15 protein-coding genes and 1 tRNA gene are annotated in these 16,479 nt (G+C 35.9%); 11 read left to right on the top strand and 5 right to left on the bottom strand.

Annotation, left to right across the window (positions count from 1 at the left end):
• Positions 1–11: 11 nt before the first annotated feature.
• Entirely contained in the window at positions 12–1,010 is a 999-nt protein-coding gene (lipA, locus tag BALOs_RS05325) for a lipoyl synthase (protein ID WP_114706462.1), read from the top strand.
• Positions 1,000–1,728, top strand: a complete 729-nt coding sequence (gene lipB, locus BALOs_RS05320) for a lipoyl(octanoyl) transferase LipB (RefSeq protein ID WP_114706463.1) — start codon at positions 1,000–1,002, stop codon at positions 1,726–1,728. The genes lipA and lipB overlap by 11 nt, the downstream gene beginning before the upstream one ends.
• A 25-nt stretch (positions 1,729–1,753) precedes the next feature.
• On the opposite strand, the gene BALOs_RS05315 is transcribed toward lipB, so the two are convergent.
• Positions 1,754–2,290, bottom strand: a complete 537-nt coding sequence (locus BALOs_RS05315; protein WP_120404516.1) for a hypothetical protein — start codon at positions 2,288–2,290, stop codon at positions 1,754–1,756.
• 140 nt (positions 2,291–2,430) lie between these two features.
• Here BALOs_RS05315 and BALOs_RS05310 point away from each other — a divergent pair, with 140 nt between their 5' ends.
• The 7 genes from BALOs_RS05310 to BALOs_RS05280 all read left to right on the top strand — a co-directional run bounded on the left by BALOs_RS05310 (position 2,431) and on the right by BALOs_RS05280 (position 9,049).
• On the top strand, positions 2,431–3,015 hold the full coding sequence (locus BALOs_RS05310; protein ID WP_162929559.1) for an RNA polymerase sigma factor: 585 nt from the start codon (positions 2,431–2,433) through the stop codon (positions 3,013–3,015).
• Positions 3,012–3,356, top strand: coding sequence for a hypothetical protein (locus BALOs_RS05305; RefSeq protein ID WP_114706466.1), 345 nt, complete (start codon positions 3,012–3,014; stop codon positions 3,354–3,356). The genes BALOs_RS05310 and BALOs_RS05305 overlap by 4 nt, the downstream gene beginning before the upstream one ends.
• Before the next feature lie 18 nt (positions 3,357–3,374).
• Positions 3,375–3,752, top strand: coding sequence for a DUF2237 family protein (locus BALOs_RS05300; RefSeq protein WP_114706467.1), 378 nt, complete (start codon positions 3,375–3,377; stop codon positions 3,750–3,752).
• 205 nt (positions 3,753–3,957) lie between these two features.
• The gene (locus tag BALOs_RS05295; RefSeq protein WP_120404514.1) at positions 3,958–6,615 is read left to right on the top strand and encodes a hypothetical protein; all 2,658 of its coding nucleotides are present in this window, start codon (positions 3,958–3,960) and stop codon (positions 6,613–6,615) included.
• Between the two features lie 72 nt (positions 6,616–6,687).
• Positions 6,688–6,764: transfer RNA gene (locus tag BALOs_RS05290), tRNA-Arg, on the top strand.
• 240 nt (positions 6,765–7,004) lie between these two features.
• Positions 7,005–8,198 (top strand): lytic murein transglycosylase, encoded by a 1,194-nt coding sequence (locus BALOs_RS05285; RefSeq protein ID WP_120404513.1) that lies wholly within the window; start codon positions 7,005–7,007, stop codon positions 8,196–8,198.
• 83 nt (positions 8,199–8,281) lie between these two features.
• Positions 8,282–9,049: an STAS/SEC14 domain-containing protein gene (locus tag BALOs_RS05280; protein ID WP_120404512.1), complete on the top strand. Its 768-nt coding sequence runs from the start codon at positions 8,282–8,284 to the stop codon at positions 9,047–9,049.
• Between the two features lie 38 nt (positions 9,050–9,087).
• Here the strand turns inward: BALOs_RS05280 and BALOs_RS05275 are convergent, their stop codons facing one another.
• A complete protein-coding gene (locus BALOs_RS05275; RefSeq protein ID WP_120404511.1) occupies positions 9,088–11,304 on the bottom strand; it encodes an NADP-dependent isocitrate dehydrogenase in 2,217 nt (738 codons plus the stop codon).
• A 187-nt stretch (positions 11,305–11,491) separates the two neighbouring features.
• On the opposite strand from BALOs_RS05275, the gene BALOs_RS05270 reads away from it, so the two are divergent.
• Both BALOs_RS05270 and BALOs_RS05265 read left to right on the top strand, forming a co-directional pair.
• Positions 11,492–12,397, top strand: a complete 906-nt coding sequence (locus BALOs_RS05270) for a DUF6607 family protein (RefSeq protein WP_114706472.1) — start codon at positions 11,492–11,494, stop codon at positions 12,395–12,397.
• Between the two features lie 115 nt (positions 12,398–12,512).
• A complete protein-coding gene (locus BALOs_RS05265) occupies positions 12,513–13,358 on the top strand; it encodes a hypothetical protein (protein WP_120404510.1) in 846 nt (281 codons plus the stop codon).
• Here BALOs_RS05265 and BALOs_RS05260 read toward each other — a convergent pair.
• Genes BALOs_RS05260 through BALOs_RS05250 form a run of 3 tightly spaced genes read right to left on the bottom strand, consistent with a single transcriptional unit; the run spans position 13,346 to position 16,467 of the window.
• A complete protein-coding gene (locus BALOs_RS05260) occupies positions 13,346–14,584 on the bottom strand; it encodes a hypothetical protein (protein ID WP_120404509.1) in 1,239 nt (412 codons plus the stop codon). The genes BALOs_RS05265 and BALOs_RS05260 overlap by 13 nt on opposite strands.
• Positions 14,577–14,942: a DUF333 domain-containing protein gene (locus BALOs_RS05255; RefSeq protein WP_120404508.1), complete on the bottom strand. Its 366-nt coding sequence runs from the start codon at positions 14,940–14,942 to the stop codon at positions 14,577–14,579. Before BALOs_RS05255 ends, BALOs_RS05260 begins: the two co-directional genes overlap by 8 nt.
• Positions 14,943–14,946: 4 nt before the next feature.
• Complete coding sequence (locus tag BALOs_RS05250) at positions 14,947–16,467, bottom strand: hypothetical protein (protein ID WP_120404507.1); 1,521 nt, start codon at positions 16,465–16,467, stop codon at positions 14,947–14,949.
• Positions 16,468–16,479: the final 12 nt, after the last annotated feature.

Raw genomic sequence — 16,479 nt, 5'->3', positions numbered from 1 at the left:
GAGGTATTTTAATGACGAATCAAACAGATCAAAACACACAAGAGTACACTGATCAATACGAGGCCCAACGCCAAAAAATTCAACAAAAGAAGGCCCGCCTAAATATCGGAAAAGAGAAAGAGGCCAGAAACCTGGAAAGAAAACCAGAGTGGCTTCGAGTTGGTCTACCAACAGGTGATAACTTTAAAGAAGTAAGAAAAGAATTACGCGAAAAGAAGCTTTTTACAGTATGTGAAGAAGCAAGTTGTCCAAATATGTCGGAATGTTGGTCCGCAAAAACAGCAACAATGATGATTCTAGGTGGAACATGTACAAGAGCATGTAAGTTCTGTCATGTTGATACAGGAAATCCTAAAGGTGTCGTTGATTTTAATGAAATAGAAAATGCCGCAAAAATGGTTGAGACTATGTCACTAAAATACCTTGTCGTAACAAGCGTTGACCGTGATGATCTTCCAGACTTTGGTGCTGGCCATTTTGCTAATGTCGTTAAACGAATTAATAAAGACTATCCAGATACTCTAGTAGAAGTTCTAATCCCTGATTTTAATGGTGAGTCCCAGCATATGGACACTCTTGCAAAGAGTAATCCATTTGTCATTGCTCAAAATATTGAAACAGTAAAAAGACTTACTCACGATGTACGTGACAGACGTGCGGGATATGAACAAACTCTTAATTGCTTAAAATATTACAAAGAAAACTATCCTCATATAGCTACGAAATCTTCTATCATGCTTGGACTAGGAGAAACTCATGAAGAAATTCTTGAGACGATGCAAGATCTAAAAAATGTAGGATGTGATATCGTTACTCTAGGTCAATACATGCGCCCTACAATGAGACACCTAAAAGTTGAGCGCTACTATAAACCACAAGAGTTTGAACACTATAAGAAAGTCGCCTATGAAATGGGATTTGAATTCGTAGCCTCAGGACCGTTAGTACGTTCAAGCTATAAAGCAGCAGATTATCTTGATCACCTAAGAGCGAAAGGCCATGACATTTAACGAATTGCTTAAAGAATTAAATATCAATGAATTTGACCTTGAGACTCAAGGCCAAACTCATATTTTTCATAAAGATAATTGGGACTATGAAGAAGCTCTTACCTTTCAAGAGAAGGTTAATGAGTTTATTTATAATAACCCTGAACAAATGGTTTATATTATCACTTCCCATCCAGAAGTCTTTACGATGGGACGAGGATTACAACGTAATCAAATCGAGCAACATGGACTTGTTGATTTTGACCAGGCCATTATTAATAAAATTGATGTTCCTGTAGTTAATATAAAAAGAGGTGGCGGGTTAACCTTTCATCATCCAGGTCAAGTGATAGTCTATCCAATCGTCCATATTGGTAGGCAGAAACTAAAGACAATTGAGTTAATTAATAACCTATTCAAAAGTACAGTTAGGGCCATTGAAAATAATGACAAAACAATTTCTAATCTAGACTTTGATAGGCCATTGCTTGGATTATGGCATGGAGAAAAGAAGTTAGCATCAATGGGTGTCCAACTTAAGCGCTTTGTTTCTATGCATGGGATGGCATTAAACGTCTATCCATCACAGAAGATGAATCGTGCACTACAATTAACTTTTCCATGTGGCCTGCCTGGAGATATTTACAATACTCTCGTAAATGTATCAGAAGATGTCATTGATAAAGAAAATTATCGCTCAAATTTTATAAAATGTTTAAAAGAACAATTACTTAATTAAAAAAGGCCTCATTTGAGGCCTTTTCTTATTTTCGATATGATTTAATCTTCTCTCTAAACTTTTTGCGCTCGGCCTTCATTTGGGCCTTAAATTCTTTCTTTAGTTTCTTAATCTCATCTCGTTGAGTTTTATGTCTAAGTTCTTTCATTTTTTTCCTAAACTCAGAGCTTTTCTCTTTCAATTCTTTGCGAATGCTTTTATTTGCATCTTTATTACCAAATTTAATTTTCGACTTTATAGCATTCATCTCTTTTATATGCTTTAAAACCATACTACGGTTCTGTTCCAAAAACTTTTCTCTTAAATCAAAGATTTGATTTTCTAACTTCAATCTTTTATTCATTTGTTCTTTTTGAAATTTATTAAATTCACCTTCAAGCTTAGCAATATCTTCTTTAGAAAGTTTTGCAATATCTTTTGAAAAGTCCTCTACTTTTTCATGACGATCTCGATGACCTCGCCTTCCCTCTTCGTCACGATATTTTCCGCGTCCTCCACCTCTTTCAGCAAGAGCAGAAAAGGTTAATAAAAAAGTTAAGATAAGAATATTAAATTTCTTCACGACTCACTCCTTAGGTTGGTCTTTAACTATTATACTCAAGCGATATCAAAAAGTTTCACACAAGCATAAACTGCTGATATTAATGGCATTTTTTATCTAGTGAAACTTAATACTCAAATGACAGTATAATATATATGCGTATGATGAAGACAATATTTGGTGCAAATTCAAAACTTACAAGGGCCTCTGACAAAGAGCTGATGCTTCTTGTTACCAAAGATAATAATCATCATGCTTTTAGAAAACTATATGAGCGCTTAAGTGAGAAGCTATATCGCTTTATCTATTATATTGTCCTCGATGAGAGTGTTGCCCAAGAAATCACTCATGAAGCTTTCCTTACCCTCTATGATAAGAGGAAGATGTATCGAAGTGATTACCAAGTTTCAACATGGCTTTGGACTATAGGTAGAAACAAAGCATACGACTATAAAAAGAAGAAAAAAGAGATCAGTATAGATGATGAAATATTAATTTCATTACCAAATGATGATATCTCAACACTTCAAAAACTTGCACAAGAAGCAAGCTCTGAAACAATAAAAGAAGCATTAAAGCTTCTTCCAGATTCACAAAGAGATGCCATCCTCTTATGGATGGATGACTATAATACAAAAGAGATGGCAGAGATTATGGAAAAATCGGAACAGGCCATTAAAAATCTTATAAACCGAGCAAAAATGAAACTTAAGGAAGTACTTGAAGGAAGAATGGAGTCGATATGAAAAAAGACTTATTAAAAGACATTCTAAATGAGAAAACTCAAATTCAGGTTCCAAGAAACTTGGAACAGGATTTCTTACAAAAGTTTGATAATCATATTGAAATGAAAAGAACCAAAAAGAGAATTTTCTTTGGTATTAAGAATATTACTCTCACTATCGCCTCTTTATGTATTTTTACTATAGCTTTTATTAACTATACAGCTCCATCATCTAATAAAACGACTACAGTTTCTGATTATCTAAGCTTTGTTGAAAGTAATTTTAAAAACGACGACATTATTAACGAGAATATTGATGAAATAGATGGACTTGCATATACTAACTTCTATGATGATTACTAAACCATAATAGGAGTTTAAATGACACAAGAAAGAAATGACCACTTAAATGTTTTAGGTACTCCTTTACAAATGTGTGGCTGTACTCCAATGACAGGTTTTTATCGAGACGGTTTTTGTCGAACAGATATGCAAGACAGAGGAATGCATACAGTTTGTTGTGTTGTAACAGAAGAGTTTTTAGAGTTTTCAAAAGCTGACGGCAATGATCTCTCAACCCCTATGCCTCAATTTCAATTCTCAGGATTAAAACCAGGAGACAAGTGGTGTCTTTGTGCTGGCCGCTGGCTAAATGCATATAAGGCAGGGAAAGCTTGTCCTGTTATTCTTGAATCTTGCCATGAGGAAACCCTAGCGGTAATCCCTCTTAGCGCACTTAAAGAATTTTCGCTTAGATAAGATAATCACCTTATTCCTTTAGATAATTTTTCATTAAGATGACTTTAGTCATACTTTGAGAGCAACTTTAAAATTATAAGCTGTATACCTGAATCAAAAGTATACGGACCCTAAAAAAAAGTTAAAATTAAAGTTACTTTTTAAAATATTCGTATATATAGATTCTTAAAAAAATTTTACTTCTAATTATTATGAGGAATAAAAGTTGAGAAAGCATCTTATCATCATCTTGGTTTTTTTATTTTCACAAGCTGGCCAAGCAGCTAAGAACAAAGACAATAGTCAATCTCCAAACAATCAAAATACTTCAAGTAGTAAGAATACTGGAAGTTCGAATAATAATGGCAACAAGGGCAATGGAAATAATGGCAACGGCGTAGGCGGTTCTGAGGGCAATCAAGGAAACGGCAATAGCGGAGATAACGGAAACGCTGGTGGAAGTCATTCTGGTGGCCAAGGGAATTCTGGAAATAGTGGAGACAACGGAAACCACGGTAACGGAAATAATGGCAACGGTAATGGCGGTTCTGAGGGCAATCAAGGAAACGGCAATAGCGGAGATAACGGAAACGCTGGTGGAAGTCATTCTGGCGGCCAAGGGAATTCTGGAAATAGTGGAGACAACGGAAACCACGGTAACGGAAATAATGGCAACGGTAATGGCGGCTCTGAGGGTAACCAAGGAAACGGCAATAGCGGTGACAATGGAAACGCTGGTGGCGATAACGGAGATTCTGGAAATAGCGGAGACAACGGAAACCACGGTAACGGAAATAATGGCAACGGTAATGGTGGTTCTGAGGGTAACCAAGGAAACGGCAATAGCGGTGACAATGGAAACGCTGGTGGCGATAACGGAGATTCTGGAAATAGCGGAGACAACGGAAACCACGGTAACGGAAATAATGGCAACGGTAATGGCGGCTCTGAGGGTAACCAAGGAAATGGCAATAGCGGTGACAATGGAAATGGCGGCTCTGAGGGTAACCAAGGAAATGGCAATAGCGGTGACAATGGAAATGGCGGTGGCCATGATGGCGATAACGGCGACAATGGCGATAACGGCGACAATGGCGATAACGGCGATAACGGCGATAACGGCGATAACGGCGATAACGGCGACAATGGCGACAATGGCGACAATGGCGACAATGGCGACAATGGTGACAATGGTGACGATGGTGACGATGGCCAAGAAGAAGACCAAGATGATGAGTCACAAGATAATACAGATAATGATGAAACACCAAAAGATACAGCAAAGAAGACAGATGAACTTAAGATGGAGTTTGCAGGGATAAAGCCAATTGTATTTGGTAATATTTACTCAACTTCTAGAATTGAAGCTACAGGTGAAGGCTTTGATGCTCCATCAGAAATTCAGTATACAGATAATGCTGGTGGATACCTTGTAACAACAAAGAGAAAATATGATTTAGGTCTTGGAGCTGCTGGTGTTTGGAATTTCCCGTACGCAGGTGAAGAATATCCAGAGCTAGTAAACTCATCTTTTGTTATTGGCCTAACAGCATTACAAAATTCAAGTGTTATCTATAAGAAGTCTTACCCTACTCTTGCACAAGCAAAGGCAAATTCACTTAGTGGGAAACTTCCATTTAAGGCCAGCGAACTTGAAATTTGGAACAATGGGGATAGTGTAAATTATATGGCAGAAGGAGGAGTTCTCCTTTCATTCACTGCTGTCTACAACTCTATTCCAGTTACGTTAGGTGGTATTTTCAAAGGTACTTATGATTACTATATTGAAAAACTAGAGGATAAAAGAGTCTATGTTGAAATAACGAGAACAGACTTAAAATCTGCACTACTTTCAACAGGTATTTACTATGCGAATGCTTCTCTTTCAAAAGTTGAGAAAGAGGGTCAAAAGTTATCATATATTTTTGATCTATCAGATGAATATACAGCAAAGGTATATGAAGATGTTCTTAAAGGTAAATTCTTAGAAGCTCAAGAGATGGGAGAAACATATCCAGATCTAAGAGTGACTAAAGTTGAAACAACTGATTTTAAAATGAAAGGAAAAGAGTTTAATATTGGATTCAAGACACCTTTTGTGCAAATTCTTTCTTGGAACTTTAACAAGAGTCTTTTTGTTGGAGTATCAGACACTGAGATTCATAGTAACGGAGTTATCACTCATCGTGATTATGGAGTATATAAGAGCGGAGTATCTTCAAACTTTGGGCCATTAGAGAGAACTTCACTTAAAGCATTTTATGGTGCGACAGCGAAAGCGACAGTAGAAGGAAAAGATATTAATAATACCAGTGGAACATTTGTATGGTTATATGAATCCAACAATGGAACTTATAAGAAGTTAAGAAGAGCACTTTCGAAAGTTAAAGACTTCACTAACCTAACTGACTTTCTAAATGTTAAAATTGGAAAGAAGAAAGAGAAGCTTAATTACACAAAGCTTGAACTAAGTCTTGAGTATTCTGAAGCATTTACAAAATATTTAATGGATACGGACTTAAGCTACAACACACTAAAATATGATCTTGTTGGCGATATCAATACTGCATGTACACAAAGACATTACAATTATGATCGCCGCACTGAATGTATTGATAATGAGTCAAGAAAAGCAAGGTCTGCACTATCTTCTATCAAGAAGTATCTAACTAAAATGAAAGCAAGCTTTAAAAAAGATAATAAAGACTTCGTTAGTAATTATGCAAAAGTTGGAAAGAAGATATTATCAAGTAAGTACGTCTTCCAGGAAATTTTTGAGAGAGGTACTAAATGTGGAATGAAATTAAAACTTCATATGACAGGAGAGAAGTTTATTGCATTTGAAAAAGAATTAAATTATCCGAATACACCTGAATGTAAATAAAGAGAAGGCCAGCTTAGCTGGCCTTTTTTATTCTTTACCTTATCTCACTCTCCTTTTACAATTTAACTATATGCAGCCGTAGTTCAGTTGGATAGAACGTCAGACTTCGGATCTGAATGTCGGGGGTTCGAGTCCTCCCGGCTGCGCCACATCGTGCGGCAAAAGTGCCCCAAAGGGCAGTTTTGAAGCACAGATGGATGTCATTTACTGAATACGACCTAGTATTCAGGCAAGACGAGCGAAGCGATGTCGCGGCTTACGGTTACACTAAATGCCAACTCTAACATCTTCTAACTATAGAGCTTCGTAAGCAACTAACTTCGCGTAATTTCGTAGACTACGTCACAACGCGTCTTCAAATACAATTGCCTAACGTGTAATGTCACTGCATGAAAAAACTAATCACAATAACACTACTGGCAATCAGCACATTTGCCACACCCACTACAACTGAATTCAACAACTGGCTAGAAAGTCTAAAGACAGAATTAAACGAGAAAAATGGCTTTTCGTACGCACTACTAGATGAAGCATTTGACGGAGTAACATTTAATACTGATGTTATAAAATACGACCGCAGACAACCTGAACATGTCATGAGTATGGGCCGTTATTTAAATATCGTCATTAGTAGTGAACGAGTTGAGAAGGGACAAAAATACCAAAGACAACTTGATGATATCTTCACTCAAATAAGACAAGACTATAACTTTCAAAGTCGCTTCCTTCTTTCATTCTGGGCACTAGAAACAAATTTTTCAAGTATTACTGGAAAGCTTGATATTATACGATCATTAACCACACTAACTTATGATGGAAGAAGATCTGCATTTTTCAAGAAAGAACTTATTAATGCACTAACAATGCTTGATAAAGGAATCTACTCTTACCCTACTGAGCGCATGCAAGGGTCTTGGGCCGGCGCGATGGGGTCAACGCAATTTATGCCATCTACAATGTTGGCCTATGCCATTGACTATGATCAAGATGGCTACATTAATATGTGGGAAAATCGTCATGACTTCCTTGGTTCTTCTGCAAACTTCCTATCACAAGTAGGTTGGCGTGGAGATGAGAGTTGGGGCCATGAAATAGAGCTTCCACAAGACTTTGATTACTTTCATAGTGGACTAAAGTATAAAGAAGATCTTCAATATTGGATCGATCGCGATATCACTCTAAAAGGAGGAACTCAACTTCCTCACACAGATGGAAAGACTGCAATTTACCTTCCTCAAGGAGCAAAAGGGCCTGCATTTATTGTATATCCAAACTTCTTCACTATTTTTAAATGGAATAATTCTGAAAAATACGCCCTAGGAATTGGTGTCTTGTCTGACTTAATTAATAATCGTGCGGATTATTTTTCAAAGTTTAATTTAAATGAAAAGTCATTCATGTCATTTGAAATGGCAAAACAAATTCAAGCTAAGTTAAATGAACTTGGCCATGATGCAGGTCCAGTTGATGGAATCCCTGGAAAACAAACAACAGCAGCAATTCAACGCTACCAGGTCTCTATTGGACAAATACCCGACGGCTACCTAACTAAAGAGTTGGCCGAAGAGATTCTCTCAAAATAAACTATTCTTAACTTTAATACACAACCTCCTTCCCGATGAGAAGTTTACTAACTAAGTAATTAACTCATTGGAAAGGAGATTATATGCTTAAAATTATGCAAGGATTGCCTGATAGCATTGTAGGAATTGAAGGTTCAGGAAAGATCACAAAGAATGATTATATTGATGTTCTCGAACCCATTCTAGATGAGGCCCTTGAAAAGGAAGAAAAAGTTTCATTGCTTTTCTACCTAAATGAAAACTATGAAGGATATACTCCAGGAGCAGTATTTGAAGATACAGCAATGGGAGTAAAGTATTTCAATGTGATGAAAAGATGTGCCGTTGTAACAGATAGCCCACTTATTACAGGTGCTGTTAATCTCTTTGCTCCAATTATTCCCATTGATTTTAAGTCATTCAAAATTTCAGAATTATCAAAGGCAAAAATGTGGCTTGGAGAAACACCTGAAACAGATATTGAATTTCACTTCGATTCAAATGACAATATTTTAACAGTTACTCCTACTGAAGCATTAAACATATCAGATTTTGAGACTTTGCAAACACTATTAAACCAAGTTTATAAAGAGACAGATATTATCTCGGGGGTAATCCTTAACACTCAAAACTTCCCAGGATGGGAGGATTTAAGAAGTATGTTAAGGCATTTTGAATTTTTAAAAGATAATCGATACCACTTTGAAAAAGTTGCGATATGTACTGATAATCGTTTTATTCAAAAAGCATTACCGACAGTTATTAAACATCTTGAAGATATCGATGCTCAAATTTTCAAGTATGGTGCCATCGACGAGGCAAGGAATTGGCTTCGAAATGTGGAGACACTAGATCAGATGCGTGCCGTATAAAAGAAGGCCCTCTTCATTAAGAGGGCCTTTTTATTTTTTTAAAGTGAATCAATCACAGAGTTAAGTGTTTGAGATGGTCTCATTGCTTTAGCAACAAGTTCAAAATTAGGATGATAGTATCCCCCCATATCAACGGCAACACCTTGTGCACTATTTAATTCTTCAACGATCTTAGCTTCATTTTCAACTAGGTTTGAAGCAATTGGAGTAAAGATCTCTTTAAGCTCAGCATCGTCATTTTGATCAGCAAGTGCCTTTGCCCAGTACTGAGCTAAATAGTAATGAGAACCACGGTTATCAAGTTCACCAACTTTTCTTGATGGAGACTTATCATTCTTAAGGAATGCACTATTTGCTTCATCAAGAGTTTTAGCAAGAACCTTAGCTTTTGAGTTACCAGTTTTAATTGCAAGATCTTCAAGAGAAACACCAAGTGCTAAGAACTCCCCTAGAGAGTCCCATCTTAGGTGATTTTCAGCTGTGAATTGTTGAACATGCTTTGGAGCTGATCCACCAGCACCAGTTTCAAATAACCCACCACCAGCAAGAAGAGGAACAATTGAAAGCATCTTTGCAGAAGTTCCAAGCTCTAAAATTGGGAAAAGATCTGTTAGGTAATCACGTAATACGTTACCTGTTACAGAAATTGTATCTTCACCCTTAATGATTCTCTCCATTGAGTAACGAATTGCTTTAACTGGATCAAGAATCTTAATTTCAAGCCCATCTGTATCGTGATCTTTTAAGTACTCATTAACTTTCTTGATTAAGTTAGCATCATGGCCACGGTTTTCATCAAGCCAGAATACGGCCGGAGTATTTGTTAGACGAGCACGTGTAACACCAAGTTTAACCCAGTCACGAACTGCAACGTCTTTAGTTTGACACATTCTCCAAATATCACCTTCTTCTACTGTGTGAGTAAAGATAGTGTTCCCTTCAGAGTCAGTAACAACGACTTCTCCTGCTGCAGGGATTTTGAAAGTTTTATCATGTGATCCATATTCTTCAGCTTTCTTTGCCATAAGACCAACGTTAGGAACTGTTCCCATTGTCTTTGGATCAAAGGCACCATTTTCTTTACAGAAAGTAATAACTTCTTGGTACATCTGAGCATAGCTTCTATCTGGGATACAGAATTTAGTATCTTCAGTTTTATTATCTTTATTCCACATTTGTCCTGAAGTTCTAATTGCTGCAGGCATAGATGCATCGATAATAACATCAGATGGTACGTGAAGGTTTGTGATACCTTTATCTGAGTCAACCATAGCTAGACGAGGCCCATTTGCAATAGCTGCGTCTAATGCACCTTCGATCTCTGCTTTCTTTTCAGCTGGAAGGCCAGCAAGTTTTGCATAAACTGAACCTAGTCCGTTTGCCGAATTAACACCAAGTTCTTTAAACTCAGCTGCATATTTTTCGAAAACATCTTTGAAATATACTTCTACACAGTGACCAAACATAATTGGATCACTAACTTTCATCATTGTTGCTTTTAAGTGAACAGAGAAAAGAATGTCTTTCTCTTTTGCATCTTGAATATTCTTTGCAAAGTATTCTCTAAGTGCTTTTGCACTCATTACACCTGCATCAATGATTTCATCTTTAAGAAGTGAAACTTTTTCTTTTAAAACAACCTCTGAACCATCATTTTGCTTAAGTGTGATTTTTACATCAGTAGCATTTGGCATAATTGCTGACTTTTCAGAACCATAAAAGTCATTTGCTTCCATATGTGCAACATGTGACTTTGAATCACTCTTCCACTCACCCATTCTATGTGGATTAGCTTTTGCATATTCCTTTACAGGACCAGCAACACGACGATCAGAATTTCCTTCACGTAAAACAGGGTTAACGGCAGAACCAAGAACTTTTGCATAACGAGCTTGAATATCTTTTTCTTCATCAGTTGAAGGAGAATCTGGGTAATTAGGAACTTTAAAACCGTGATCTTGAAGCTCTTTAATTGCAGCAGATAATTGTGGAATAGATGCTGAGATATTTGGAAGCTTAATAATATTAGCTTCTGCCTTCTTTGCTAACTCACCTAAGTAAGCAAGGTCATCTGATTGCTTTTGCTCATCTGTTAAAAACTCTGGAAAATGAGCTAAGATTCTTCCAGCAAGAGAGATATCACGAGTCGTAACATCGATACCTGCATGCTTTGTAAAAGCTTTTACGATTGGAAGAAGTGACTGCGTAGCAAGAGCTGGCGCTTCATCAGTAATAGTGTAAATAATTTGTGACATTTTACATCCCGTGTTATTTGTTATGAAGTGATTATAAAACGCCTTATCCTATAATAAAACCAGCTACTTCGTCCACGATCTATGCGTCACACCCATAAAACTAGACTTGTTTACTTTATTTTAGTTTGACACTTCAAACATTATTTCTAACAATCAACCTAATGAAAATTACTAAGGGAGATAAATAATGAAAGTATTTTTACTTCTCGCACTTGCACTTCCAGCATTTGCAGGAATTACTATCGATAAAAATAAAGACATCCAAGAAATTAAGAAAATGACAGGGTGTTACGAGATTAAGTTTCAGTCGGCCGAGACTTTTGCTTACAACAGCGGCTATGACTTTTATGATCGCTACGCTTCTGGAGCTCTTGAGTGGATCTTTGTTGATTCTGAAGATAAAGACTCAGTTAATATTCAACACATTCTTGTTACTCCACACGCCATTGTAAAGCATTGGCGACAGCAATGGGATTGGGAAGCTTCAAATGCACTAGATTATAGAGGCTTTTCAAACTGGAATAACCGTACAGTAAAGAACCCACAAGGTAATTGGGTACAAAGAGTATATCAAGTGGATGACTCTCCAAGATATGAGTGCTCTGCACCTTGGATTCATACTGATAAGAAATCATTTTGGGAATGTACGGCCAACGCACCTCTACCAAGAAGAGAATTCTCTATTCGTTCAGATTACAATGTACTTAGGAGAACAAATCGTCACGAGCAAACTTCATACGGGCACGTTCATGATCAAGATAATGTAAAAGTTAATATGCTTGAAAATGGAATGGAACTGAAACTTGCTATGGAAAAGAGCTACAATACTTATGTAAAAGTTGATGATAAGAGATGTCAGCCTGCACGTGATTGGTGGAAAGAGCATAAACTATTTTGGCGTGACGTAGTCAAAGTATGGGATGCTACACTTTACTCTCGCCCATCAATTCGTTTTGACTTCAAAAAAACAGGGGCACCAATGTGGTCTAGACTTTTCGCCCTTGATGATAAGTTCTCTACAATGCCTGGTTATAATTCAGAACTTGCGACTCAAGAAATCAAGGACTTAATTGAGTCTCATATCGTAGAATAATTTAATTACAATATTATCGAATAAAAAAGGGCCTGTTTTTCACAGGCCTTTTTATTTACTCTGCCCGTGGTATAATTAGTTTATCTTATTAATCACCGATACTTTACGGGAAAATATGCTTAAAAACGTTTATCTTTTAGTCTTTTTAACTTCATCAATGGCCCATGCTTCTACATACCAAGCTTCAAATGGGATTGAATTTGAAATTGATCAATGTTTAAAACACTCAGATTGTAAGCAGCAACTTATAAAAGAGTCTCCCGTAAAAATTGCAAAAATTTTGAATGATTCAAAAAACCAGGGACAAACGAAATTAGTATTAACTTCATTATTAGATGAAGAAAACTTAGCTAAATTTGATTCTCTTTATCGTTTAAGAACAGTAAATGATCAAAACCTTTTAAATAAACGAGACGCTAAGAAAGTCGAAATAAGTCTAAATAGGATGTCAGACACATATAAGTTCAACTATGCGACAGACTATATCCGCAATAATCATGACCAATTTAAAAACAATTCATATATTAATATCTTAATTAATAATGTAATTAGAGATGAAATTAAGAATTCATCACCCCTATCAGATCAGAAAAAAGAAAAATTAAATCAACTTCATAAAGAAGGCCTAATAAACCTTTCTCATTACTCTCAAGATATCGATTTAGAAGATAATAAATCAGATGAATGTTACGACTGTAGTGTACAAACAGCTTCAACAAGTGAGTATATGTCAGTTACAAATCTTGTAAAGGTTGCAGAGCAAATGATAAAAGTTACAAGTACATGGTCTTCTGAATGTAATCTCGATGCAAAGAAAATAGAAGATGATGTCTTCTTCTATAATAAAACACGTAGGGCCAAAAGAGACTTACAACGTTACAAGAATACAACTTATATTAATCAAGAAACGTTTGAAGATGGCTGTACTAAAAAGATTGAGGCAAAAACTTATCGCAAGTAACAACGATGTCCTGCTCGTTGCATTTTATTTGCCCAAACATTATCACCGGCACCCCTAACACCATCACAATAGTATATTCCTGACCTTGAGAAATCACTTCTTACTATTTTCTTAGGTTCGCTTTCCACATAAGTGACAAGTTGATTGCTGAAGTCTTTATAGGCATCAAAAAGAGGGCCTTCTTCTACCCAACCATTATCATTGAATACATTAAAATGAGTCCCCCAACTATTGTGGACTTTATATTGATTACGACATTCACCATTGCTATCACAGATAGTTCTAAATCCGCTTAAAAGATAGGCATGACCGCCACACGAACGCTTTCTCTTCTCTTGAGGACACATTGACATATCACTAATATCATCCTCTCCTTCACAATAGCGTTGCCAAGTACAGCTTGATATCGCAGCTGATTGATCATTCTCAAATAACTCAATCATTTTCTTTCTAAATTTATCTTTATCAGAAATATGTTCTTGATGAAACTTTACACCTGGTATCTTAACCTTCTCTTTTTCATCTCGACATTTTTTAGGTATCAGTACTTCATTTAAGAACTCTTCAAAAGCGTTGATTGAAGCGATTTTAGTAGCTGCCCTTGATAAGTTTTCAATCATATCCGTACTAAATGGATAGTACTTCTTAAAAAACTCTTCATTACAAGGTCTACAAAAACCATCACTCTCAGTTTCTTTTTTTACCTGATAATAAATATCATTCATGGCCTTTAATTGGGGATGCTCTTCGATATCAAAGTCCCCATTTGCTTGGCCATTGTAGTTTTCAATTTGTTGATAAGGTGCACATTCTTCAGTTGAAAATGATAAATCAACTTTTTTACCATTTGTTAATGATCTAGTAACTTGAGGAATATTTCCACCATTTAGTCCTAAGAATTCTTTAGAATTACCATTTTGTAATTGAGTCTTCCCAAGTACATCTAGAACGGAAATTTGTTTATCCTCATCACAAGCTCCACTTTTAATACAAGCCTGATCTAATAAAGAAGTGGTAGCAAATAAGTAACATGAACCAAATCCATCTTGATCACGAATGATTGGCTTACTCTTTACCTCTAGCTGACTTGTCACTCTTTCACTCCCCATAGGAGGAAGTTGTTGATAAGCAGCATGATTATATTCATTCCACTTCATTTCTTCAGTAATTTCAAGCTTTGCAAAGGTTGTTAATGAAAGAATAGAAAAGATAAATAATTTAATCACGTAGCAGACTCCACGCACTAATCATACTTCCATCTGAAAAGCGGCAAAAGCCGATTTGATTACCATTTTCCATTTTTAAAATTTTATATTCAGAATTACCTATTGCTTTACATGCTTTTGAGCCAGGGTGGCCAGCTAGTCCACGAGCCTTCTTTTGCTTTACCCTTCGCTTAAGACAGTCTTTTGATTTCTTACAAGTATCATTCATAAATACGGTATTTTTACCGCTGCCTTCTTTATAGATTTTTACTTCCTTGAATTTATCTTTTTCATAAATTTTCATAATTTGAAAATCTTTTGCAAAGAGATCAAAGGTAAAGAAAATTGTAAATGTAGATAGTATTATCATCTTAAACATCGACCTATCCTTTGGCCTTGAAAAATTGTTTGATACGATAAAAGAACTTCTCTACCCAATTACCCTGTACAGATGAAGGATCACGAGTAGTATCACTTGTTTCTTGTGCAATAACTTCAGCTACTTCTTCTAATGTTTTATCCATTTCATCGCCGTGCTCAATTTCTACAATAACTTCTTCAACCTCAACACTTCCATCATCATTTGATTCGATAACTTCACCATCTTCATTTACTTCTTCAACAGTTGCCCTTTCTTCAAGCTTTGATCTTTGATAGAGGTAAATAGGAGTTGAAGCTGGTATAAATTGTACAAGTTGTCCAATTACAGAACGACGATGAGTGATACTAATATCACCACGTGCATATGCCTTCTCTTCAGCGGCCAGCATTCTCTCATAAAATTTAGGATCATTTTCTTTTGCATACTGCTTGAGAAGCTTATACTTCTTCACAGCAAGTGCATCAACCATTCGAGCAAAAGTCACGAGAAGTTCATCTTTAGGAATTGTCGTATTTACTGTTTTTAAATTTGAATAACTCTTTACTAAGTCATTACTGAAACTTTTTACAATATTATTAATCTTTGGAAAGTGTAGTCTTCTTGCTCTAGCATTATAGAAAGCTTGGAATAAGCGTACTGCTCGATACTTACCTATATGTTTTGACTTATAAATAAGGCCCATAAAAGTATCAACTATTTCTGGTTGTAATAATAGTGAATATAGCCAATTAACAACTTCAGAGTTTCTTTCCTTCTTTAGTTTTGTAATTAAGGCCATTGGATTTTCGTGAACAACTCGAGTTATATCATCTAACTCTGGACGACTCTCCCCTTTGAAAAATATTGGAAGAGTACTTTTTTCTCTATCACTTGCAACACCAAGATTTGCCATAAGTTTTTTAAGCTCGACTTGGCATTCCTTATTACATAGATCACTATTTTCAAGGTCTCTAATATGCTCACGAACTAAGCGGTATTCATAGTAATCATTACCTATATTAATAATATTTCTTTCTGCTTCCTTATCAACTTCAATCTTAAATAAGTCGGCATTCGGTGAATTATCAAACTTTGATAAAATAAACTCATTGAATTCATCCGAGTACTCTTTTTCTTTCAAATACTTTTTAAGCTTTGTTTTTGTGACATCAGTAGATGAAAGAAAGTCAGATATATCTTTCATACGTTTAAAAGAGATAAAGTTTACTTCAAAGTCTCTAAAGAATACTCTCCAGTCTCTTACATTCACTGAATAATGCTTAGTAAATAAGTTATTATCGAGTTTCTCAATCTTCTTCCATACAGAAAGAGACATTGCAGGCTCTTTGTGTTCACTAGTATTACGAAGACGACGATTTAAGGTCTCTAGTTTGTTAATCTTCTCCTTTAATTCAAATTCAGGAGTGTCATAGAATGAGTTTTTCTTTATACCAAGAAACGATTTAAATGCTCCTCCACAAGAAGCATAAATCTGAAAGTGAATAATTGAAGATAGAATTATTAAAGTATTTAGTCTTTTCATAGGCCCTCGTCC

Source organism: Halobacteriovorax sp. BALOs_7, assembly GCF_003612895.1.
Taxonomy (GTDB): Bacteria; Bdellovibrionota; Bacteriovoracia; order Bacteriovoracales; family Bacteriovoracaceae; genus Halobacteriovorax_A; species Halobacteriovorax_A vibrionivorans.
This window is presented reverse-complemented; position numbering and strand designations above follow the sequence as displayed.

What these genes read in the sequence shown, in the direction of transcription:
- lipA (WP_114706462.1), top strand. Translation starts at nt 12, where the DNA reads ATGACGAATCAAACAGATCAAAACACACAAGAGTACACTGATCAATAC.
- lipB (WP_114706463.1), top strand. Translation starts at nt 1,000, where the DNA reads ATGACATTTAACGAATTGCTTAAAGAATTAAATATCAATGAATTTGAC.
- BALOs_RS05310 (WP_162929559.1), top strand. Translation starts at nt 2,431, where the DNA reads ATGATGAAGACAATATTTGGTGCAAATTCAAAACTTACAAGGGCCTCT.
- BALOs_RS05305 (WP_114706466.1), top strand. Translation starts at nt 3,012, where the DNA reads ATGAAAAAAGACTTATTAAAAGACATTCTAAATGAGAAAACTCAAATT.
- BALOs_RS05300 (WP_114706467.1), top strand. Translation starts at nt 3,375, where the DNA reads ATGACACAAGAAAGAAATGACCACTTAAATGTTTTAGGTACTCCTTTA.
- BALOs_RS05285 (WP_120404513.1), top strand. Translation starts at nt 7,005, where the DNA reads ATGAAAAAACTAATCACAATAACACTACTGGCAATCAGCACATTTGCC.
- BALOs_RS05280 (WP_120404512.1), top strand. Translation starts at nt 8,282, where the DNA reads ATGCTTAAAATTATGCAAGGATTGCCTGATAGCATTGTAGGAATTGAA.
- BALOs_RS05275 (WP_120404511.1), bottom strand. Translation starts at nt 11,304, where the DNA reads ATGTCACAAATTATTTACACTATTACTGATGAAGCGCCAGCTCTTGCT.
- BALOs_RS05270 (WP_114706472.1), top strand. Translation starts at nt 11,492, where the DNA reads ATGAAAGTATTTTTACTTCTCGCACTTGCACTTCCAGCATTTGCAGGA.
- BALOs_RS05265 (WP_120404510.1), top strand. Translation starts at nt 12,513, where the DNA reads ATGCTTAAAAACGTTTATCTTTTAGTCTTTTTAACTTCATCAATGGCC.
- BALOs_RS05255 (WP_120404508.1), bottom strand. Translation starts at nt 14,942, where the DNA reads ATGTTTAAGATGATAATACTATCTACATTTACAATTTTCTTTACCTTT.
- BALOs_RS05250 (WP_120404507.1), bottom strand. Translation starts at nt 16,467, where the DNA reads ATGAAAAGACTAAATACTTTAATAATTCTATCTTCAATTATTCACTTT.